Origin of the sequence: Arthrobacter sp. H-02-3, from assembly GCF_003097355.1 — a bacterium.
Taxonomy (GTDB): domain Bacteria; phylum Actinomycetota; class Actinomycetes; order Actinomycetales; family Micrococcaceae; genus Arthrobacter; species Arthrobacter humicola.
The window spans coordinates 295,020-315,739 of sequence record NZ_PYUI01000002.1; the positions used below are offsets into that span (position 1 = coordinate 295,020).

Here is a 20,720-nt window from a genome sequence, read left to right on the forward strand (position 1 = left end):
CAGCCGGATCAGCCCCAGCCGGAACGGTTGCGGCGGGCCCCGCGGCAGAGCCGCCGTTTCCCGACGCCGACCTCATGTACATCGTGGACCTGCTGCCGCCGGACGAACAGCTCCGGTACCAGGAGGTCCGGGAATTCCTGCAGTCCCGGATCCGGGCGGCGTCGATCGGCTACTGGAACCGCGAGGAGTTCCCCTTCGGTCTGCTCGCGGAACTCGGGAAGTACGGCCTGGGCGGGTTGCAGACGGACGGCACGTCCAAGCTCTTCAAGGGCCTCATGTACGTCGAGGTGGCCCGCGCCGACGTCTCGCTCTCGGCGCTCGTGGGCATCCACAACGAGCTGATTGTCGGCATGATCGATCAGCTTGGCTCCGAGGAGCAGAAGGCCCGCTGGCTTCCCGGCCTCACCGCCTTCACCCAGCTCGGGGCGTTCGCCCTGACCGAGCCGGACCATGGTTCGGACATCGCCGGCGGGCTGGAAACCACGGCGCGGCTGGAGAACGGCGAGTGGGTCATCAACGGCGCCAAACGCTGGATCGGAGCCGGCACCATTGCGGACTTCGCCCTCGTCTGGGCCCGCGACGTCGCCGACCAGCACATCAAGGGTTTCATCGTGGAAACGGACCGGCCCGGGTACACCGCCACGAAGATCGCCAACAAGATCGGCCTGCGCATCATGCAGAACGCGGACATCGTCCTGGATGAGGTCCGCATCCCGGAAGCCAACCTGCTGCCGGGGGCCACCGACTTCTCCAAGGCCAACGAGCTTCTGCGTGATTCGCGCGCTTGGGTGGGCTGGCAGGGCGCCGGCATCCAGCTGGCCGCGTTCGACGTCGCGCGTTCTTATTCGCTGCAGCGCCGGCAGTTCGGCAAGGAGCTGGCCCGCTTCCAGCTCATCCAGCAGCAGCTCGCCGAGATCCTGGGCAACGCCACCGCCTCGCTGGCCCTGATGGCCCAGCTGGCGAGGATCCAGGAGGAGGGCAAGCTGGAGATGGTCCAGGCCGCCATGGCCAAGTCCACCACCACGCGGCTGGCGCGGGCCTCGGTGGCGATGGGCCGGTCGCTCATGGGCGGCAACGGGATCAGCAGCGACTACGAGATGGGCAAGCTCTTTGGCGACGCCGAGATCCTGTACACCTACGAGGGCAGCTACGAGATCAATTCACTGATCGTGGCCCGGGCCGTGACCGGAAAGTCGGCCTTCGTTTAAGCGCTGAGCTAGGCGCGGAGTCCGCCCGGGCCGTCCCCGGCACGGGCGGTCCGGGTGGCGTGGCCGTAGCGTGAGGTGCGGTTGCGGCCGGCGTTTTTCGCCTCGTAGAGAGCCCGGTCCGCGCAGTCCAGGAGGGTCCCGGCCGCGGCGTCGCGCTGCTCGCAGACGCCGGCGGAGATCGTCAGGAAGCCGACGTCCCCGAACGGCTCGGACGCGATGGCCTCCCGGGCCCGTTCCGCCGCCTGCAGGGCCTCGGCGCCGTTCGTCTCCGGGAGCAGCCACACGAACTCTTCGCCGCCGAAGCGGGCCAGGATGTCCTGGCTCCGGGCGACCCTCCGGAGCCTCGCCGCGACCTCGGCCAGGACGACATCGCCCAAAAGGTGGCCGTAGGTGTCGTTGACCCTCTTGAAGTGGTCGATATCCAGGACGACCGCGCTCAGGCTGGTGCCGCGCGTCCCGGCCAGCGCAACCTGTTCGGCGAGGTGCCGTTCCAGGGCCCGCCGGTTGGGCAGGCCGCTCAGGGCATCCGTGGTGGCCTGCAGTTCGAGGTCGGTCCGTGCCTCCGAGTTTCCGATGGCGATCTCGACGAGCTCCGCAAACTGGGCCAGCCGCGCCATCATGGCTTCCGTGACACCCGTGCGGGATTTCGAGGTCAGGGTCACCACGCCCCACAGGCTTCCCCCGACCCGGACCGGCGCCGCCGCCGCGGACTGGAAGCCGCCGGCGCGCATCTGCTCCGCCGCCGGTCCGCCCTCCGGCCCGTAAATAACGAGGGCAGGCTTGCCCGTCAACGCCACCCGGACGGTGGCCGACTCGTCAGTCGGGGCAAAGATGTGCCGGCGGCTCAGCGTCGGCGGGAGGGCGGGGGCCATGGCGACGATTTCCGCCGACGATGCACCCGTGAAACGGACGACGGCGGCGGAGTCCACATTGAACAGCTCAAGGACGATGGCCGCGACCCGCTCGGAGATGTCGGCGGGGGCGGCGTTGCGGGCGACAGCGGTCGCTATTTCGTGGAGGGCCTCCCAGACCTGCTGCTGCTGCAGGCGCTCGGTGACGTCAACCGCCACGACCATGCCGGCCGTGGCCTCGTCGTCGGAGTACACCGGTCCGGCTTTGAGCCGGTAGGTGCGGTGGCCGATCTGACGGCTCCAGGAGACTTCCCGGCCGGCGAGGGCCGCACGGTAGCGCGGTTCGAGCTCGCTGGCGAGATCGCCCTTGAGCACGTCCTGGATGCGCCGGCCTTCCAGCTCCTCCGTGCGGTAGCCGAACGTCTCCAGTTCCTGCCCTTCGGCGATCAGGTACCGCAGATCGGCGTCGAAGAGGAGCACGAAGACACCGGGGACGCTGCGCGCCAGGGCCCGGTACCGGTCCATGTCCTGCTGCCTGCGCCGATCGGCCAGCACCCGCTCCGTGATGTCCGTGACCTGGACGAAAAACCCCTGTACCGCGCCGTCGTCCCGGGCATCGGGGGTGTACGTCACCTCGGTGAAGCGCGATTCGCCCGCGGCATCCACGAGGGTCCGGTCAAACTTCTGAGGCTCTCCCGCGAGCACGAGCTCGATGTGCGGCCGGTTCGCCTCGAAGACTGCCTCCCCGAGCACGTCGCCGATATGCATGCCGTACAACTGGCCGGGTTCAATGCCGAACCACGTGCCGTAGGCGTCGTTGGCCAGGCGGTTGCGGAGCTCCGTATCCCAGTAGCCCACCATGGCCGGGATTCCGTTGAGGACGGCCCGCAGTTGCGCCGGGATCTCCGGCAGCGGCGACGGGCCGGCATCGTCCCAGTTGAGCGGGCTGCGATTTGTCATTGCCCCAGTATCCATTGCCGGCCGCGGCATGCGAAAACTCAGCAGTCGCTCTGAGCAAGCACAGCCAGGAAAAACTCTCAGGGCATGAACCGGTAGCCGATGCCGGCCTCGGTGAGCAGATGGCGCGGGTTGGCGGTGTCCGGTTCGAGTTTGCGCCGCAGCTGGGCCATGTAGACCCGGAGATAGTTGGTTTCCTTGGCATACGCCGGACCCCAGACCTCGGAGAGCAGCTGCTGCTGTGTGATGAGCTTTTCCGGGTTCCGGACCAGCACCTCCAGAATGTTCCATTCGGTGGGGGTCAGCCGCACATCCTGGCCGTCGCGGATGACACGGTGTTTGCCCAGGTCCACGGTGAAGGCCCCGGCGGTCACCACGGGTGCCTGCTCCTGGTCAACGCTGCGGCGCAGGAGGGCACGGATCCGGGCCAGCAGCTCGTCGAGGCCGAACGGCTTCGTGATGTAGTCGTCCGCGCCGGCGTCGAGCGCTTCCACTTTGTCCTCGGAGCCGTGGCGGGCTGAGAGCACCAGGATCGGGACCTGGCTCCAGGACCGGAGCTCCCGCAGGACTGTGGTGCCGTCGATGTCCGGCAGGCCGAGATCCAGGATGACCAGCGCCATGGGGTGCTGGGATGCGCTCAGCAGGGCAGAACGCCCGTCTGCCGCAGTGGTCACCGAGTAACCGTGGGCCTGCAGCGTGATTCGGAGTGCCCTCAGCAGGTGCGGGTCGTCATCGACCACCAGGACGGCGGTCATCCGGCGTCCGGTCCAGGCCTGAGCGGCAGTGCATGGCGGCGCCCCACGGCCGACTGCGGCTCGAGCGGAGCCTGGGCGGGGCGTGCGTCGAACGGCACGCCCGTGGACAGGGGAAGCCGGATGACCATCGTCAAACCGCCACCTGGCGTCTCTTCCGCGGCCAGCGTTCCGCCCATTGCTTCGGTGAATCCTTTCGCCACGGCCAGGCCGAGTCCGATCCCGGTGGCCTGCGGCGTGTCATCGAGCCGCTGGAACGGACGGAACATCTCGACGACACTCTCCGCCGGGACGCCGCGACCATGATCGATGATCCGCAGCTCGCCCGCAGGGTGCCCTTCGAGTGTCGCCGGGCTGAGGCCGCCGGCCGTCCCCACCAGGACAATATCTGAGTCCGGGGCGTATTTCACGGCGTTTTCGACGATGTTCGCAATGACACGTTCCAGCATTCCCGGGTCGGCGTCGATCTCCGGCATGTTGGCGGGCAGGTCCACCCGCACCCTGCCCGGAGGGACGGCGCCGAGGGCTCCGGGGATCACTTCGAACCAGCGCACCGGTTTGAGGAGGGGATTGACGGCATCCGAGGTGAGCCGGGACATGTCCAGCAGATTCCCCACCAGGGCGTCCAGCCGGTCCGAGCACTCCTCGATGGTAGCCAGCAGCTCCTGCTCCTCTTCCGGGGTGTAGCGGAAGCCGTCGTGGCGCAGGCCGCCGACGGCGAGTTTGATCCCGGCCAGCGGGGTGCGCAGGTCGTGGGACACGGCGCGGAGAATGGAAGTGCGCATCGTGTTGCTCTCGGCCAGGCGCAGCATCTCCCGGCGGCTGACAACCAGCTGCTGGCGTTCAAGCTGGGCCGCCAAATGGACGCCGAAGGCCCCCAGGAGGCGCCGATCGCTTGCTGGCAGGATCCGTCCGTAAAGGACCAGCCGGGTGGCGGCATCGATCTCCTCGACGTTGTCGCCGGTGGCGGCGTCCCCCCGAGCGCTCTCGGCCGTAGCCGGGATCTCTCCAGCCGAGGCGAGCAGCCGCCACGGCCGGCCACTGGCCGTGCTTCCGGCGCCGTCCCCGGTGTCGGCCTCGCGGCTGAACAGGGCAGTGCCCCGGACTTGGAAAACACCCAGCGCCTGCTCCAGCAGCGCCTGAACGGTGTCCTCCGACCCGGCGGCGCCGCGGGTCAGGTCACCCAGCGTCGTTGCCTCGGCACGGGCCCGCGCAGCCTCCTTCGAGCGGCGTGCCGAAAGGTCGACGACGACGGCGACGGCCGCCGAGACGCCCACGAACACCAGCAGGGCAAACAAGTTCTGCGGATCACTGATGGTTAAGTTGCCGACCGGCGGGGTGGAAAAGTAGTTGACCAGGAGGCTGCTCCACAGCGCGGCGAGGATCGCCGGCCATAGTCCGCCAACCAGGGCCACCACGACGGAGCCGGTCAGTTGGACCAGCATCGCTGTGGCCACGTTGCGCTCCGGGTTCAGGGCCAGCAGCAGCAATTGCAGCAGCGCAGGCAACAGGACCGCCAAGATCAGGCCTACTGCCACCCGAACCCGGCCGAGATCGCGGGGGTGCGGCACCCCCGTGCCCTGGCCGCCGAGGGGGTGCGAGACCATGTGGACATCGATGTCCCCGGAGCCCCGCACCACCCGCGTCCCCACCCCGCCACCCAAGAGACCGCCCACCACGCCCGCGAGGTTCTTGTGGCGCGAAATACCGACCACGATCTGGGTGGCGTTGACGCTGCGGGCGAAGTCCAGCAGTGCGGCCGCCGGGTCTTCTCCGGATACGATATGGTAGCTGCCGCCCAGATCCTGGATCAGCCGCCGCTGCCGTTCGAGCGCCTGTGGTGACTCCGAAGCGACACCGTCGGCGGCGCGCACATGGACGGCCAGAAGGTCCCCGCCGCTGACCCTGGTCAGGATACGGGCCCCGCGGCGGATGAGTGCCTCGCCCTCAGGGCCTCCGGTCAGGCCCACCACGATGCGCTCGCGGGCTGGCCAGCTGGCTTCAATGCCCTGTTCGGCCCGGTATTTGGCCAGCCCTTCGTCCACCCTGTCGGCCAGCCACAGCAAAGCGAGCTCGCGCAGCGCGCCGAGGTTGCCCAGGCGGAAATAGTTGGACAGGGCCGCGTCAATCTTATCGGCGGCGTAGATTTTTCCGTCGCTGAGACGCTGGCGCAGCAGTTCCGGCGGGATGTCGACCAGATCGATCTGGTCGGCGCGGCGCACGACGTCGTCCGGCACGGTTTCTGCCTGGCGGACGTCGGTGATGGCGCTGACGACGTCGCCCAGGGACGCCAGATGCTGGATGTTGACCGTTGACAGGACATTGATCCCGGCGTTGAGAAGTTCATCCACGTCCTGCCAACGCTTCTGGTTGCGGCTGCCCGGGACGTTGGAGTGGGCGTACTCGTCCACTACCGCGGTCTTGGGGGCACGGGCCAGAACTGCGTCCAGGTCCATTTCCTCGAACTCCGCTCCCCGGTAGCGCAGCTGCCGGGGCGGAATGACCTCGAGGCCGGCCATGAGTGCCCTTGTGTCGGCGCGGCCGTGGTCGAGCGCGAACGCTACCGCCACATCTTCGCCTCGCTCGCTGAGTCGGTGGGCTTCCTCCAGCATCTCGTATGTCTTACCCACGCCGGGCGCGGCCCCCAGGAAGATCCGCAGCGTTCCACGTGCCATGTCGTCATTCTGTCACTTGGATTGCGCCGGCTGCGACGGCAGTGCGGCCGCCGCCACAGCGAGGTTGAGTGCAGTCACGTTGACCGACGGCTGGACGAGCGACCAAATTGTCGGTCACCGGCTTAGGAAAGCATGCCTGGCCGCAGCCCGCGTGCCCTTCGCTCAAGGGGCCGGGCGTAGCGACCGCTTCGCTGTCTCCCGTCGCCGCGGCGTGGATTCTTAGCCCATGCCCCCGCGGCGGCACCTTGGCACGACCGGGGAAAAAGACAGGTAGCGGCTACGCGGTCCCGGCGATCGGATTAGGGCTGGAACCGGTATCCGATGCCGGCTTCGGTCATGAAGTGGCGCGGGTTGCCGGGTTCTGGTTCGAGCTTGCGGCGGAGCTGGGCCATGTAGACGCGGAGGTAGTTGGCTTCCTTGGTGTAGGCGGCACCCCAGATTTCGGTGAGGAGCTGGTGCTGGGTGATGAGTTTTTCGGGGTTCCGGACCAGGATTTCCAAGATGCCCCATTCCGTGGGGGTCAGGCGCACGTCCTTCCCGTTGCGGGTTACACGCCGCATGGCCAGGTCGACCGTGAAGGAGGCTGTTCTCACCACGGGCGCTTCGTCGGCTTGGATGCTCCGGCGTTGGACGGCGCGCAGCCGGGCCAGGAGCTCGTCCAGTCCGAAGGGTTTGGTGACGTAGTCGTCGGCTCCGGCGTCCAGTGCCTTGACCTTGTCGTCGGAGCCGTGCCGGGCGGAGAGCACCAGAACAGGGACACGGCTCCATTGCCGGAGCCGGGTGATGACCGTGGTGCCGTCGATGTCGGGCAGGCCCAGATCCAAGACGATGACGCCGAAGGGGTGCCGGGCCGCGCACTGGAGTGCGGATTCTCCGTCGTGGGCCGTCACGACGGTGTATCCGTGGGCGTGCAGGGTAATTTTGAGGGCTTTGAGGATATGGGGATCGTCGTCGACCACCAGCACGTCGTTCACGGCGTGCCTTCCGTGCTGGACAGCGGCCTGGTGTGGTGCCGGCCCAGGAGTGCCGACTGGGCCTCGATCGGGGCCTGGGCGGCATCTTGGTCGAAAGCGGCGCCGGCGGAGAGTGGCAGGCGGATCACCATGGTCAGTCCGCCCCCTGGTGTTTCTTCCGCGGTCAGGTTTCCGCCCATCGCTTCTGTGAAGCCTTTGGCCACGGCCAGGCCGAGCCCGACGCCGGTGGCCTGCGGGATGTCGTCCAAGCGCTGGAAGGGCTGGAACATCCGGATGACGCTTTCTGCGGGGACGCCCTGGCCGTGGTCGATGATTCGTAGTTCTCCCGCGGGGCGGCCGTGCAGGGTTACGTGGCTGAGTCCGCCGGCAGCTCCGACGAGGACGATGTCGGAGTCGGGCGCGTATTTGACGGCGTTCTCCACGATGTTCGCGATGACGCGTTCGAGCATTCCGGCGTCGGCGTCGACTTCGGGCATGTTTCCCGGCAGCTCCACCCGCACTCTGCCGGCCGGGGTTCCGTGGAGGGCGGCCGGAATCACTTCGTACCAGCGCACCGGTTTGATGAGCGGGTTGACGGAATCGGAGGTGATCCGGGACATGTCCAGCAGGTTGCCCACCAGTGCGTCCAGCCGGTCGGAGCATTCGTCGATGGTGGCGAGCAGCTCTTGTTGCTCCTCGGGGGTGTAGTGGATGTCGGGCTGCCTGAGGCCTCCGACGGCCAGTTTGATGCCGGCCAAGGGCGTGCGGAGGTCGTGGGAGACGGCTCGGAGAATGGAGGTGCGCATGGTGTTGCTTTCGGCCAGCCGCACGACTTCGCGTCGACTGGCCGCCAGTTGCTGGCGTTCCAGTTGTGCGGCCAGATGCACACCGAAGGCTCCGAGCAGCCGTCTGTCGCTGGCCGGCAGTGTCCGGCCGGAGAGCACGATTCGGGTGGTGGGGTCGATCTGTTCGATGTTTTCTGCATCCTCCGGCGGAGCGGGAGGGATTGTGCCGGCCTCTGCAATGAGCCGCCAGCCGCTGCTCCCGCCAGCTCCTGTCCCGGTGTATCCGGTGGAGGTGTAGAGGGCAGCGCCGCTGACCTGGAACACGTCCAGGGCCTGTTCCAGGAGTCCTTTCAGGGTGTCCTCGGTGCGGGCGGCACCGCGGGTGAGGTCTCCCAGGGTGGCGGCTTCCGCGCGGGCGCGGGCGGCTTCTTTGGACCGGCGTGCAGAGAGGTCGACGACGACGGCGACGGCTGCGGAGACGCCGACGAAGACCAGCAGCGCAAGGAAGTTCTGCGGGTCGCTGATGGTCAGGGTGCCCACCGGGGGCGTGGAGAAGTAGTTGACCAGCAGGCTGCTCCAGAGGGCTGCGAGAACCGCCGGCCAGAGTCCGCCGACGAGGGCGACGGCGACGGATCCGGCGAGCTGGATCAGCGCCGCGGTCGCGACGTTTTGATCGGGGTTCAGGGAGAGCAGCATCTGGAGCAGCACAGGGAGCGCGACGGCCAGGATGAAGCCTGCCGCGACCCGGATGCGGCCAAGGTCCCGTTGCTGCCGCGGGCCGGCGCCGCGTCCGCCGAGTGGGTGGGAGACCATGTGGACGTCGATGTCGCCGGAATCCCGGACGACCCGGGTTCCGACGCCTCCGCCGAGCAGTGTTCCCAGCAGGCCGGCGAGCTTCTTGTGGCGGGAGATGCCGACGACGATCTGGGTGGCGTTGACGCCGCGGGCGAAGTCCAGGAGCGCGGCGGCGGGGTCCTCGCCGGTCACGACGTGGTAGCTGCCGCCCAAGTCCAGGATCAGGCGGCGCTGGGCCTCCAGCGCCTGTGGCGACTCCTCTGCGATACCGTCGGCAGCCCGGACGTGCACGGCCAGGAGGTCCCCGCCGTTGACCCGGTTGAGGATCCTGGCGCCGCGGCGGATGAGGACCTCCCCTTCGGGGCTGCCGGTCAGCCCGACAACGATCCGTTCCCGGGCCGGCCAGCTGGCTTCAATGCCCTGTTCGGCCCGGTACTTGGCCAGGCCTTCGTCCACGCGGTCGGCCAGCCACAGCAGGGCGAGCTCGCGCAGCGCGCTGAGGTTGCCCAGCCGGAAGTAGTTGGACAGGGCGGCATCGATCTTGTCCGCGGCGTAGATCTTCCCGTCGCCCAGACGCTGCCGGAGCAGTTCAGGCGGGATATCTACCAGATCGATCTGGTCGGCCCGGCGCACCACATCGTCCGGCACCGTCTCCGCCTGCCGCACGTCGGTGATGGCACTGACGACGTCGCCCAGGGACGCCAGGTGCTGGATGTTGACCGTGGAGAGGACGTTGATGCCGGCATTGAGGAGTTCATCGACGTCCTGCCAGCGTTTCGTGTGGCGGCTGCCGGGGACGTTGGAGTGGGCATATTCGTCCACGACCGCTGTCTCGGGGGCGCGGGCCAGGACGGCGTCCAGGTCCATTTCCTCAAACTCCGCGCCCCGGTAGGGCAGGCGCCGGGGCGGAATGACTTCGAGCCCCTCCATTAGGGCTCTCGTGTCGGCCCGCCCGTGGTCCAAGGCGAACGCGACGACGACGTCCTCGCCGCGCCCGCCCAGCCGGTGCGCCTCTTCGAGCATCTCGTAGGTTTTGCCGACCCCGGGTGCGGCCCCCAGGAAGATCCGCAGCGTTCCGCGTGCCACCGGGCTATCCCTCCGCCTGGACTCTCACTTGGACGGGGACGCGGCGGCCAGATCAACGTTAAGGGCGGTCACGTTGACGGACGGCTGGCCCAGGAAGGCCGTCAGACCGCCGGTGGTGTGCTTGTTGACCAGGGACATCACGGTGTCTGCGCTCAGATGCCGGGCCGCGGCGACGCGGGGAACCTGCAGCTTCGCATACGCCGGGGAGATGTCCGGGTCCAGTCCCGAACCGCTGGCGGTTACCGCATCGGCGGGCACCTGTTGCTCGCTGATGCCTTCTGCGGAGGCGACGGCGGCCCGGTTGGCGGCGACGGCGTCGAGGAGTTTCGGATCGTTGGGGCCCAGGTTGGACGCCGAGGACGATGCCGGGTCCCATTTCACGGCCGAGGGCCGGGCGTGGAACCACTTGGGGTCCTGGGCTCCGGCGTCGTTGGCGGATGCCTGGGCGATCAGGGCGGACGCCGCCGGGGTGCCGGCGCTGTCTTTGATGATGGAGCCGTTGGCCTGGTACGGGGCGATGAGCTGTCCGACGCCGAAGACGGCCAGGGGGTAGGCCACGCCGAGGACCAGGGTGGCGAAGAGCAAGAACCGGACGGCGGTGCCTGCCTGCCGGAGGTAGCCGGTGAGTGTGTTCATGGGGATGTTCCTAGCCGATTCCGGGGATGAGGGAGATCATGAGGTCGATGATCTTGATGCCGATGAAGGGGGCGATGAGGCCGCCGAGCCCGTAGATCAGCAGGTTCCGCCCCAGTGCCTGGTTGGCGGAGACGGCACGGTATTTGACTCCGCGGAGGGCGAGCGGGACCAGCGCGATGATGATCAGGGCGTTGAAGATCACCGCGGAGAGGATGGCCGAGGACGGGGTGGCGAGTCCCATGATGTTCAGCAGTCCCAGCCCCGGGAAGGCCGCGGTGAAGAGGGCGGGAACGATTGCGAAGTACTTGGCGACATCGTTGGCGACGGAGAAGGTGGTCAGGGCGCCGCGGGTGATGAGCAGTTGTTTGCCGATGCCGACGATGTTGATGAGCTTGGTGGGGTCGGAGTCGAGGTCCACCATGTTGGCGGCGTCTTTGGCGGCGGGGGTTCCGGAGTTCATGGCGACGCCGACGTCTGCCGCGGCCAGGGCCGGGGCGTCGTTGGTGCCGTCCCCGGTCATGGCCACGAGCCGCCCTGCGGCCTGCTCCTTCTTGATGACCGCGAGTTTGTCCTCCGGGGTTGCCTCGGCCAGGAAGTCATCGACCCCGGCCTCGGCGGCGATGGCCTTGGCAGTGATGGGGTTGTCGCCGGTGATCATCACGGTCCGGATGCCCATTTGCCGCAGTTCGGCGAAGCGGGCATGCATGCCGGGTTTGACGACGTCGGCGAGGTGGATGGTCCCCAGGACGTCGGCGCTGCCGTCCTTTCCCACCTGGGCGACGAGCAGGGGTGTGCCGCCCTGTGCCGAGATTTCCGTTACCCGGTGGTCGACTTCCGCGGGCGTATGGCCGCCGTATTCGGCAACGAAGGCCGCGACCGTGGAGGCGGCGCCTTTGCGGATCTGCCGGCCGTCAAGGTCCAGTCCGCTCATGCGGGTGGTGGCGCTGAAGGGGACCACGGCAAAATTGCCGGAGCTGCGTTCGAGGGTGGCCAGGTCGGACCCGGTGACGCCCTTGTCCGCGGCGAGGTCCACGATGGAGCGTCCCTCGGGGGTCTCGTCGGCCAGGCTGCAGACCCGGGCGGCCTCGATGAGTTGGGTCCTGTCCACATGATCGGCAGGGAAGAAATTGACGGCGCGGCGGTTGCCGTAGGTGATGGTTCCTGTCTTGTCCAGCAGGAGCGTGGTGATGTCTCCGGCGGTCTCCACGGCGCGGCCGGAGGTGGCCAGCACGTTGTGCTGGACCAAGCGGTCCATGCCGGCGATGCCGATCGCGGGGACGAGGGCCCCGATGGTGGTGGGGATCAGGCAGACCAGCAGGGCGACCAGCACGATGGGGGACGGGGTGGCGCCGGCGAGGGCGGCGAACGGGGCCAGGGACATGGTGACGGCCAGGAACACGATGGTCAGGGACACCAGCAGGACGTGGAGGGCGATTTCGTTGGGGGTCTTCTGCCGCACGGCGCCCTCGACGAGCTTGATCATCCGGTCGATGAAGGTTTGGCCGGGCTCGGCGGTGATGCGGATGACGATCCGGTCCGAGAGGACCTTCGTGCCGCCGGTGACGGAGGAGCGGTCGCCGCCGGATTCGCGGATCACCGGGGCTGATTCGCCGGTGATGGTGGATTCGTCGACGCTGGCGAGGCCTTCGATGATTTCGCCGTCCGAGGGAATGACGTCCCCGGCCTCGCAGATGACGAGGTCGTTGAGCCGCAGCTCTGTCCCGGGAATGTCCTTCGTGGTGCCGTCGGGCTGCCGGAGCCGGGCCGTCACGCCTTTGCGGCTGGCGCGCAGGCTGTCGGCCTGGGCCTTGCCCCGGCCTTCGGCGATGGATTCGGACAGGGTTCCGAACAGGACGGTGAGCCACAGCCAGACGGTGACGGCGATGCCGAACACCGACGGCCGGTACACCGAGATTGCGGTGCACAGGGCGGCCCCCACCAGCACGGTGAACATGACCGGGGAATGGATCATCTGCCGCGGGGAGAGTTTCCGGACCGCGAGGGGCAGTGCGGCGATGACGGACGTGAGCGTGAGTTTTGCCGGGGCTTTGGTGTGGTGTTTGTGCTCGCCGGGAGTGCCGAGGGGGTTGCCGTCGGCGTAGGTGGCGGCGGCGAGGTCCGTCTGGGACGGGGTCATTTGAGGAGTCCTTCTGCGAGGGGTCCGAGGGCGAGGGCCGGGAAGTAGCTCAGGGCGGTCAGGATCACTGTTACGCCGAGCAGCAGGCCGCCGAACAGGAGGCCGTGGGTGGGAACGGTGCCGGCGGAGGCGGGAATCTTGCCCTGGCGGGCGAGGGAGCCGGCGAGGGCTAGGACCAGGACAATCGGGAGGAAGCGGCCCAGCAGCATCGCCAGGCCCATCATGACCGACAGGAATGGGCCGGAGGTGGTGATTCCGCCGAACGCGGAGCCGTTGTTGTTGGCCCCGGAGGTGAAGGCGTAGAGCACTTCGCTGAACTGGTGCGGGCCGGTGGCCGGGGCGTTGGCCATAGCGTCCGGGATCAGGACGGTGATGCCGGCCAGGGCCAGGACCACGGTCGGGGTGACCAGGATGTACATGGCGGCGAGCTTCATTTCCGTCGGGCCGATCTTCTTGCCCAGATACTCCGGGGTACGCCCGACCATCAGACCGGCGATGAACACGGAGATGATGGACAGGATCAGCAGCCCGTAGAGCCCGGACCCGGTTCCGCCTGGGGCGACTTCGCCGAGCATCATGTTCACCATGGCCACACCGCCGGCCAGCGGAGGCAGGGAATCATGGGCGACGTTGACGGCGCCGGTGGAGGTCAACGTGGTGGACGTGGCGAAGATCGCGCTCGGCACCGGACCAAAGCGCTGTTCAAAGCCTTCGCCCAGGCCACCGGCGGCGGCCGTCGCGGCGCCCTGACCGGACGCCACGGCCCAGCCCATCAGCGAAATCGAAGCCAGCCACAGGGTGCCCATCACCGCGGCGACCGTGTAGCCCTGCTTCTGGTCACCCACCATCCGGCCGAAGGCGTAGGGCAGAGCCGAGGGGATGAGCAGGATCAGGAACACCTCGAAGAAGCTGATGAGGGCGTTGGGGTTCTCGAACGGGTGGGCGGAGTTGGCGTTGAAGTAGCCGCCGCCGTTGGTCCCGAGCTCCTTGATGGCTTCCTGGGACGCCACGGGGCCGCCGGGAATGCTCTGACTGATCCCGGCCGCCTGGTTGGTGACGTCGGTGGACCAGAAGTTCTGCACCACTCCGCCGAGGACCATCACCACTGCCGCGACGAACGCGATCGGCAGCAGGATCCGGAACGACGTCCTGGCCAGGTCCACCCAGAAGTTGCCCAGCCGGTGCGTCCTGGTGCGGGCGATGCCGCGGATGAGGGCGACGACGACGACGATGCCGACGGCGGCGGAGAGGAAGTTCTGAACCGCGAGCAGACACATCTGCACGAAAATGCCGACGGTGGTCTCGGGGACGTAGGTCTGCCAGTTCGTGTTGGTCACGAAGGAAATGGCGGTGTTCATGGCAATCCACGGGTCCACGCCGGGCAGGGATCCGCTGCCGGGCAGGACGCCCTGCAGCCGTTGCAGGCCGAACACGGCCAGGATGGAGACGGCCGAGAACGCCAGGACGCTGCGCAGGTACACGGACCAGGTCTGGTCGGTGCCGGCGTCGATCCCGGCGAGCCGGTAGAAGAGCCGCTCGGGCCGGCTGGACGTCGTGCCCTCGAATACGCGGGCCAGGTAGATGCCGAAGGGTTTGTGCAGGGCTGCCAGGACGATGAGGAGTGCCGCCACCTGGATGACAAAGGATGCAGTGTTGAAGGTCATGATCTGTTTACCACTTTTCCGGATGGATCAGGACCGCCAGCAGGTAACCGAAGAGACTTAGTCCGGCAATGAGCAGGACTAGCCACATGATCGCGTCGGCGCTCATCGTTCGCCCTCCGGCCGGTCCACGGCAGCGCCGACCATTCCGGCCAGGACGTGACCGATCCACATGACGAACCCCATGGACACCATGAGGATTCCGATAACAGCCAGGTCGGCCATTGCAGGTTCCTTTCATCCGTGCCCCGTTTGCGGGGCTACTGACAGTCAACTCCTCTCCGGAGGCAAATAACCGGTTCCTGATGGTTTCTTAACGCCCGGAATACGGATCTTGACGCCGTCTTAACGTGCGCGGAAATTCCTGACCGAACCCGCGTCCATGCTGCGCGTATCCGGCAGCAGGCCGGCGCCGGGCTTGTCGAAAGTTCTGTAGCCGAGCAGGTGGTTGCAGGGAACCGGCGCCAGGAGTGGTGATGACAGGGCCGGTCCACCGGCAATCGGTTCAGGGCAGAGGCGCGGGGTCATCCGGCTGACACCTGGAACGCGGGTGCGCCGGCATGTCGTCCAGCATGCTCACGTCGCGGAGACAGGGACTTCCGTGGCTTTATGACAGCAATGTCAGGCCTGCGCTCAGCCGACGTGGACCCAGGGCCGTTTGGTGACATCCGGTTCTGCTTCGCGGAGCACTTCGCGGGTGACCGGGGCGATTTCGCCTTCGCCGAACGCGAGGAAGCGCAGCAGGTTTGTGACCGGGTTCCCTTCGGTCCAGCGGAAGTAGATGTGCGGCATCAGCCCGGTCACGTCCCGGATGTGCAGGAGCACCGAGGCGATGGTGTTCGGCACGACGGGTCCGTGGACTTCCAGAACATGGTACCCGTGCCGGGTCACACCGTGGACCTCCAAAGCCGTCTCAAAGTCGGACGAATCGTCCACGGTCACTTCCAGGAACAATGCCTGGTAGTCCACGGGCAGGTGGCTGACCTCGATCGCAGACGTCAGTTTGTCCCGGTACGCCTCGGCGCTGAGGCGCAGCGGTTCGTGGGCGATGATCGCTATGGGCCCTTCCAGGTTGGAGGACATGAACTCCAGAGCCTGCCGGTCCATGTGGACATGGGTGGCATGGAGCTCGAAAGAACGCCGGATGCGCGAAAGCAGCGAAATTACGATGATGCCCACGATGAAGAACGCTGCGATCCGGATGCCTTCGGGGCGTTCAATGATGTTGGCCACTGTGGTGTATATGAAAACGACGGCGATGATGCCGAACCCGATGGTGCGTTTGCGCTGTTTCCCGCGCCGGGCGGACAGCGCCACGGCAACCGCGGCTGAGGTCATCAGGACCAGGACGCCGGTGGCGTAGGCGCCGCCCTGGGCGTCGACGTCGGCGTTGAATAGCCAGGTGATCAGAAACCCGACGGCGGTGAACACCAGGACCAGCGGCCGGACGGCCCGGGCCCACCCGGGGGCCATGCCGTAGCGGGGCAGGTAGCGGGGCACGAGGTTCAGGAGCCCGGCCATCGCGGAAGCGCCGGCGAACCAGAGGATGGCGATCGTGCTGATGTCGTAGACGGTGCCGAATCCGTTTCCCAGATATTCGTGGGCCAGGTAGGCCAGGGCGCGGCCGTTGGCCTGGCCGCCGGGCTGGAATTCCTGTGCCGGGATCAGGATCACCGTGGTGAAGCTGGTCGTGATGAGGAAGGCGCTCATGATGACGGCGGCGGTTGTCAGCAGCCGGCGGGCGCCCTCGATCCGGCCTACGGGCTTCTCTTCGGTGTCACCGGGGCGTCCTTGGATCTGTGGCATCACGGCCACGCCGGTTTCGAAGCCGGACAGGCCAAGGGCCAGCTTGGGGAAGACGAGCAGGGCGATCCCGACCACCATGAACGGGTTCCCGTGCGAGGTTGTCAGGGCGAGCCACCAGTTAGCCACGTCAATGGGGTGAGTGAATAATTCCAGGATGGTGGTGATCACGACCACGACATTCAGGCTCAGATAGATGCCGACCAGGACGACCGCAACGCCGATCGCTTCTTTGAACCCGCGCAGGAAGACGGCACCCAACAGGGCGAGCAGGAAGAGCGTGACCGGCACGTTTTGCCCCTGCATCCAGCCCGGAACGAGGGGGTTCTGGATCGCGTGTGCGGTGGCGTCGGCGGCGGAGAGCGTCATGGTGATCATGAAGTCGGTGGCCGCGAACCCCAGCAGGACCAGCACGAACAACTTCCCGCCCCAGCGGGGCATCAGCCGTTCCAGCATGGCGATGGAGCCCTCGCCGCGGTGGCTCTCACCGGCAACCCGACGGTACACGGGCAGGGCGCCCAGCAGGGTGACAGCTACCAGGACCATGGTCGCCAGCGGCGAGATTACTCCCGCTGCCAGGGCTGCGATGGCCGGCTGGTAGCCCAGGGTGGAGAAGTAATCAACGCCGGTGAGGCACATGACCTGCCACCACGCATGCTTCTTCAGATGCGAGTCACTCACCGCGCCGGGACCCTGATGGACCCCCTTGGCGTCCTGCAGGCCGAACAGCAGCCACCGCCTGAAGTTCTCCCCGGCTCTCGGACCTGTGGCCGAGGGATCCGCGGGCGGTCTGCTCATCGTGGTCATCTGTGCCTCTCCGCGCGATGCCCGCCATCGTGTTTCACTGCCGACGATAACACCGGCTCCAGGCGCCGGTGCCGGACCGGCGTCAATCTTGACGGATCCTTAACGCCGGCCCGGCCCGGCGATGTACGCCTGGAATCCGGACCGTCCGCCCGCTCCCGGCGTCCAGGGCACCGCGGTCAGTGAACCGTGAAGGGGGCCGGGACTTCGACATAGAGGATGGATCCGGCGGCAGCCGGCAGATACCAGTGCTTGTGGTACCGCGCGGGCCGGTAGATGTGGCCGAATGGATCCTTCACATGGATGCGCTCGAGCGGTTTCTGTTGGGCGAGTCGGCGATCGATTTCCTCCAGGTTGGACGGGAGAGATGCGGAGCCGGCGATGTCGAGAGACCACGCACCCCGCGCCGGTGGTGTCCCGCGTTCCAGGGCTAGGATTTCGAACAGAGCCGTCACTACTTCACCCCTCGTAGCGGGGTAGAAGCGCCGGAGCCGGTGCTCGTCCGGATGGGCTTTTTGAGCGTCCAGCCACGCGTGGCGGAGCCAATGGAATTCCACAGGCCCTAGTGCGGGCCCAAGGACCATGTGACGGTTCGAATCCAGCACCAGGCGATAGGAGCTTCCGCTGCGGTCGATGATGCAGGTAGCTTCTCCGACGTACTCAAACGCCGCCATCAGCTCCTCTTCCGAGCGGTGGTACGAAAAGTCGCCGCTGTCATCGACGGTGACGAAATCCCGGGCGCCACTGGCACGGGCCGGAAGACCTGATGCATCCCGTGTCCGCCGGAATTTGGTGTTCATTCTGGTTGACTCCTGCCGAGGATCTGACCGCGACCGCTCTGGTTGCCGTTTCCTCTTGCTTCATGACATCACCGGCGCCGCCCCACGGGAACGGCCCTTAATGCTTTCCATATGCCAGCGGGCCACAAATTTGCGTTATCTTAATGCGGCGGCTCATCCCGGACGGCACGGGGCCGATCACCCGGCGCGTTCTTGTCTGTCGGGCTCCGACCGCGGGTACCGCGTGCGGGTCGGCGACGGGCGGCGTCAAGGAAGCGTCAGGATTGTTCGCCGAACGGTGAGAGCGGCTGCTTGGGCTGGTACTGTCGCGGACGGAAGCGGCGCGGTGCGTCGCGGTGAAAGGACAACATGACCACGCTCAGCCGGCCCCCGGCAGACCCCTCCGCGCCACGGCCCGGCACCGGGGACCACTTCAGGAACTGGCTCTTGTTCGGGCTGCAGGACAGCAAGGGAACCCACCAGGGGCCCGGGGCCGTCAGTGACAGCCACCTGAAAAAGCACACGTGGTGGCAGGTCATGTGCCTGACCGGCGTGGACTACTTCTCCACGCTGGGCTACCAGCCCGCCATCGCCGCGCTCGCGGCCGGTGTGATTTCGCCGTTGGCCACCCTGGTCCTGGTTGCCGTGACCTTGCTGGGCGCACTGCCCGTGTACCGCCGGGTGGCCGGCGAAAGCCCGCGCGGCGAAGGGTCCATCGCCATGCTGGAGCGGCTCCTGCCGAGGTGGGGCGGAAAACTCCTGGTCCTGGTCCTGCTGGGGTTCGCGGCCACCGACTTCATGATCACCATGACGCTCTCCGCAGCTGACGCGACCGCGCACGCCATCGAGAACCCGTTTGCGCCCGCCTGGATGCAGGGCCAGAACGTCCCGGTCACCTTGTTCCTGCTCGCCCTGCTCGCCGCGGTGTTCCTGCGCGGCTTCAAAGAGGCGATCGGCGTCGCCGTCGTCCTCGTCGGGCTCTACCTCGGGCTGAACGTCATCGTGGTCATCACCACGATCTTCCAGGTCATCGCGCACCCGGTGGCGGTCGACAACTGGTGGCTGGCCCTGACCACCCAGCACGGAAACCCCCTGATGGTCGTGGGCATCGCGCTGCTGGTCTTCCCGAAGCTGGCCCTGGGCCTGTCGGGCTTCGAGACCGGCGTCGCGGTCATGCCGCAGATCCGCGGCCACGCCACGGACACCGAGGCGAACCCCGAGGGCAGGATCAAGGGCGCCCGCCGCCTGCTGACCACGGCCGCCGTCATCATGAGTGCGTTCCTCGTCACCACGAGCTTCACCACCGTGGTGCTCATCCCGGAACAGGAATTCCAGCCGGGCGGCCAGGCGAACGGGCGCGCCCTGGCCTATCTGGCCCACGAATACCTGGGCGCGGGCTTCGGCACCGTGTATGACATCAGCACCATTGCCATCCTGTGGTTTGCCGGCGCCTCCGCCATGGCCGGGCTCCTGAACCTGGTTCCCCGCTATCTGCCCCGGTACGGCATGGCGCCGGAATGGGCACGCGCCGTCCGGCCGCTGGTCCTGGTGTTCACGCTCGTGGGGTTCCTGATCACCTGGCTCTTCGACGCCGACGTCGACGCCCAGGGCGGCGCCTACGCCACCGGCGTCCTCGTCCTGATGACCTCTGCCGCGGTCGCCGTGACCTTCTCGGCGCGCAGCAAACGGCAGCGCAAGCGCAGCATCGGGTTCGGGATCATCGCCGTCGTATTCATTTACACCACGGTGGCCAACATTTTCGAGCGGCCCGAAGGCATCCGGATCGCGGCGCTGTTCATCCTCGGGATCATCGTCATTTCGCTGCTCTCGCGCATCCGCCGCTCCTTCGAGCTCCACGCCACCCATGTGCGCATGGACACCCCGGCCCTGGAATTCCTGGCTGCCAACGAAACCGGGCCCATCGCGATCATCGCCCACGAACCGCTGCGGCTCAGTGCTGAGGCGTACCGGGACAAACTGACGTCGGCCATCGAGGTCAGCCACCTGCCGTTGGACTACCAGGCCCTCTTCCTGGAAGTGGTGGTCGACGACTCTTCGGACTTCGAGACCGAACTCGAGGTCCGCGGGGTGATCCGGCACGGGTACCAGATCCTGGAAGTCCATGGGCCCGTGGTTCCCAACACGATCGCCTCCGTACTGCTGCACATCCGCGACGTCACCGGGCTGATGCCGCACATCTACTTCCGTTGGACGGAGGGTAACCCCATCACCAACCTCATGCGGTTCCTGGCCTTCGGCGAAGGTGAAATCGCCCCGGTAACCCGTGAAGTGCTGCGCGAGGCCGAGCCTGACGTCACGCGGCGCCCCTGGGTCCATGTCGGCTGACGGTCCCGCAGATAGTTGCCATCGGGCATAAACGCTCCCGCACACAAACAACCCTCCGGAGGAATCCTCCGGAGGGTTGTTGTGGTCTTCGGGGACGGTGTCCCGGCCGGGCGGCCGGGGCTTGTCCTGTGTACTTAGAGCGGGCGGATGTTCTCAGCCTGCGGGCCCTTCGGGCCCTGCGTGACGTCGAATTCAACCTTCTGGTTCTCGTCCAGCGAGCGGTAGCCGCTGGTTGCGATTGCCGAGTAGTGGGCGAAAACGTCGGCCGACCCGTCATCCGGGGCAATGAAGCCAAAACCCTTTTCGGCGTTGAACCATTTAACTGTGCCTGTAGCCATGCCTTTATCCTTCTGAAATGCTGCTGATCTCCGGCGGCCATGAGGCCAACGGCTGCGGAGACATTCGTCCGCTGTCCCCCAACGTACGGGGCCGGGGGCCATGGTGCAAGAGGCCGACGGGGGCATTTCGTCCCGTCCCGGGACTATAGTCGGG

14 protein-coding genes are annotated in these 20,720 nt (G+C 67.2%); 2 read left to right on the forward strand and 12 right to left on the reverse strand.

Annotation, left to right across the window (positions count from 1 at the left end; translation table 11 throughout):
* Nucleotides 1-74: 74 nt before the first annotated feature.
* Nucleotides 75-1,208 carry an acyl-CoA dehydrogenase family protein gene (locus tag C9424_RS03780; RefSeq protein ID WP_116765655.1) on the forward strand — a complete coding sequence of 378 codons (1,134 nt, stop codon included), beginning with the start codon at nt 75-77 and terminating at the stop codon, nt 1,206-1,208.
* Nucleotides 1,209-1,216: 8 nt separating this feature from the next.
* On the opposite strand, the gene C9424_RS03785 is transcribed toward C9424_RS03780, so the two are convergent.
* The 11 genes from C9424_RS03785 to C9424_RS03840 all read right to left on the reverse strand — a co-directional run bounded on the left by C9424_RS03785 (nt 1,217) and on the right by C9424_RS03840 (nt 17,903).
* The gene (locus C9424_RS03785; protein ID WP_161958190.1) at nt 1,217-3,019 is read right to left on the reverse strand and encodes a sensor domain-containing diguanylate cyclase; all 1,803 of its coding nucleotides are present in this window, start codon (nt 3,017-3,019) and stop codon (nt 1,217-1,219) included.
* Nucleotides 3,020-3,096: 77 nt separating this feature from the next.
* The gene (locus C9424_RS03790; RefSeq protein WP_116765584.1) at nt 3,097-3,771 is read right to left on the reverse strand and encodes a response regulator; all 675 of its coding nucleotides are present in this window, start codon (nt 3,769-3,771) and stop codon (nt 3,097-3,099) included.
* Complete coding sequence (locus C9424_RS03795; protein WP_116765585.1) at nt 3,768-6,443, reverse strand: DUF4118 domain-containing protein; 2,676 nt, start codon at nt 6,441-6,443, stop codon at nt 3,768-3,770. The genes C9424_RS03790 and C9424_RS03795 overlap by 4 nt, the downstream gene beginning before the upstream one ends.
* 299 nt (nt 6,444-6,742) lie before the next feature.
* The gene (locus tag C9424_RS03805; protein WP_116765586.1) at nt 6,743-7,417 is read right to left on the reverse strand and encodes a response regulator; all 675 of its coding nucleotides are present in this window, start codon (nt 7,415-7,417) and stop codon (nt 6,743-6,745) included.
* On the reverse strand, nt 7,414-10,062 hold the full coding sequence (locus C9424_RS03810) for a DUF4118 domain-containing protein (protein WP_116765587.1): 2,649 nt from the start codon (nt 10,060-10,062) through the stop codon (nt 7,414-7,416). Before C9424_RS03810 ends, C9424_RS03805 begins: the two co-directional genes overlap by 4 nt.
* A gap of 24 nt (nt 10,063-10,086) precedes the next feature.
* Nucleotides 10,087-10,698, reverse strand: a complete 612-nt coding sequence (gene kdpC / locus C9424_RS03815) for a potassium-transporting ATPase subunit KdpC (protein ID WP_116765588.1) — start codon at nt 10,696-10,698, stop codon at nt 10,087-10,089.
* A 10-nt stretch (nt 10,699-10,708) separates the two neighbouring features.
* On the reverse strand, nt 10,709-12,835 hold the full coding sequence (kdpB, locus tag C9424_RS03820) for a potassium-transporting ATPase subunit KdpB (RefSeq protein WP_116765589.1): 2,127 nt from the start codon (nt 12,833-12,835) through the stop codon (nt 10,709-10,711).
* The gene (gene kdpA, locus C9424_RS03825; RefSeq protein WP_116765590.1) at nt 12,832-14,499 is read right to left on the reverse strand and encodes a potassium-transporting ATPase subunit KdpA; all 1,668 of its coding nucleotides are present in this window, start codon (nt 14,497-14,499) and stop codon (nt 12,832-12,834) included. Before kdpA ends, kdpB begins: the two co-directional genes overlap by 4 nt.
* 7 nt (nt 14,500-14,506) lie before the next feature.
* Entirely contained in the window at nt 14,507-14,605 is a 99-nt protein-coding gene (locus C9424_RS03830) for a potassium-transporting ATPase subunit F (protein WP_116765591.1), read from the reverse strand.
* 524 nt (nt 14,606-15,129) lie between these two features.
* On the reverse strand, nt 15,130-17,106 hold the full coding sequence (locus C9424_RS03835) for an amino acid transporter (protein WP_116765592.1): 1,977 nt from the start codon (nt 17,104-17,106) through the stop codon (nt 15,130-15,132).
* 176 nt (nt 17,107-17,282) lie between these two features.
* Nucleotides 17,283-17,903, reverse strand: a complete 621-nt coding sequence (locus C9424_RS03840) for a hypothetical protein (protein WP_116765593.1) — start codon at nt 17,901-17,903, stop codon at nt 17,283-17,285.
* A gap of 348 nt (nt 17,904-18,251) precedes the next feature.
* Here C9424_RS03840 and C9424_RS03845 point away from each other — a divergent pair, with 348 nt between their 5' ends.
* Complete coding sequence (locus C9424_RS03845) at nt 18,252-20,228, forward strand: amino acid transporter (protein ID WP_116765594.1); 1,977 nt, start codon at nt 18,252-18,254, stop codon at nt 20,226-20,228.
* Nucleotides 20,229-20,362: 134 nt separating this feature from the next.
* On the opposite strand, the gene C9424_RS03850 is transcribed toward C9424_RS03845, so the two are convergent.
* Nucleotides 20,363-20,566, reverse strand: coding sequence for a cold-shock protein (locus C9424_RS03850; RefSeq protein ID WP_009357211.1), 204 nt, complete (start codon nt 20,564-20,566; stop codon nt 20,363-20,365).
* Nucleotides 20,567-20,720: the final 154 nt, after the last annotated feature.

Bases quoted from the DNA above. Each gene is read 5' to 3' on its own strand.
- C9424_RS03835 (WP_116765592.1), bottom strand. From the start codon at position 17,106: ATGACCACGATGAGCAGACCGCCCGCGGATCCCTCGGCCACAGGTCCG.
- C9424_RS03850 (WP_009357211.1), bottom strand. From the start codon at position 20,566: ATGGCTACAGGCACAGTTAAATGGTTCAACGCCGAAAAGGGTTTTGGC.
- C9424_RS03795 (WP_116765585.1), bottom strand. From the start codon at position 6,443: ATGGCACGTGGAACGCTGCGGATCTTCCTGGGGGCCGCGCCCGGCGTG.
- C9424_RS03790 (WP_116765584.1), bottom strand. From the start codon at position 3,771: ATGACCGCCGTCCTGGTGGTCGATGACGACCCGCACCTGCTGAGGGCA.
- kdpB (WP_116765589.1), bottom strand. From the start codon at position 12,835: ATGACCCCGTCCCAGACGGACCTCGCCGCCGCCACCTACGCCGACGGC.
- kdpA (WP_116765590.1), bottom strand. From the start codon at position 14,499: ATGACCTTCAACACTGCATCCTTTGTCATCCAGGTGGCGGCACTCCTC.
- C9424_RS03830 (WP_116765591.1), bottom strand. From the start codon at position 14,605: ATGAGCGCCGACGCGATCATGTGGCTAGTCCTGCTCATTGCCGGACTA.
- C9424_RS03785 (WP_161958190.1), bottom strand. From the start codon at position 3,019: ATGACAAATCGCAGCCCGCTCAACTGGGACGATGCCGGCCCGTCGCCG.
- C9424_RS03840 (WP_116765593.1), bottom strand. From the start codon at position 17,903: ATGAACACCAAATTCCGGCGGACACGGGATGCATCAGGTCTTCCGGCC.
- kdpC (WP_116765588.1), bottom strand. From the start codon at position 10,698: ATGAACACACTCACCGGCTACCTCCGGCAGGCAGGCACCGCCGTCCGG.
- C9424_RS03845 (WP_116765594.1), top strand. From the start codon at position 18,252: ATGACCACGCTCAGCCGGCCCCCGGCAGACCCCTCCGCGCCACGGCCC.
- C9424_RS03780 (WP_116765655.1), top strand. From the start codon at position 75: ATGTACATCGTGGACCTGCTGCCGCCGGACGAACAGCTCCGGTACCAG.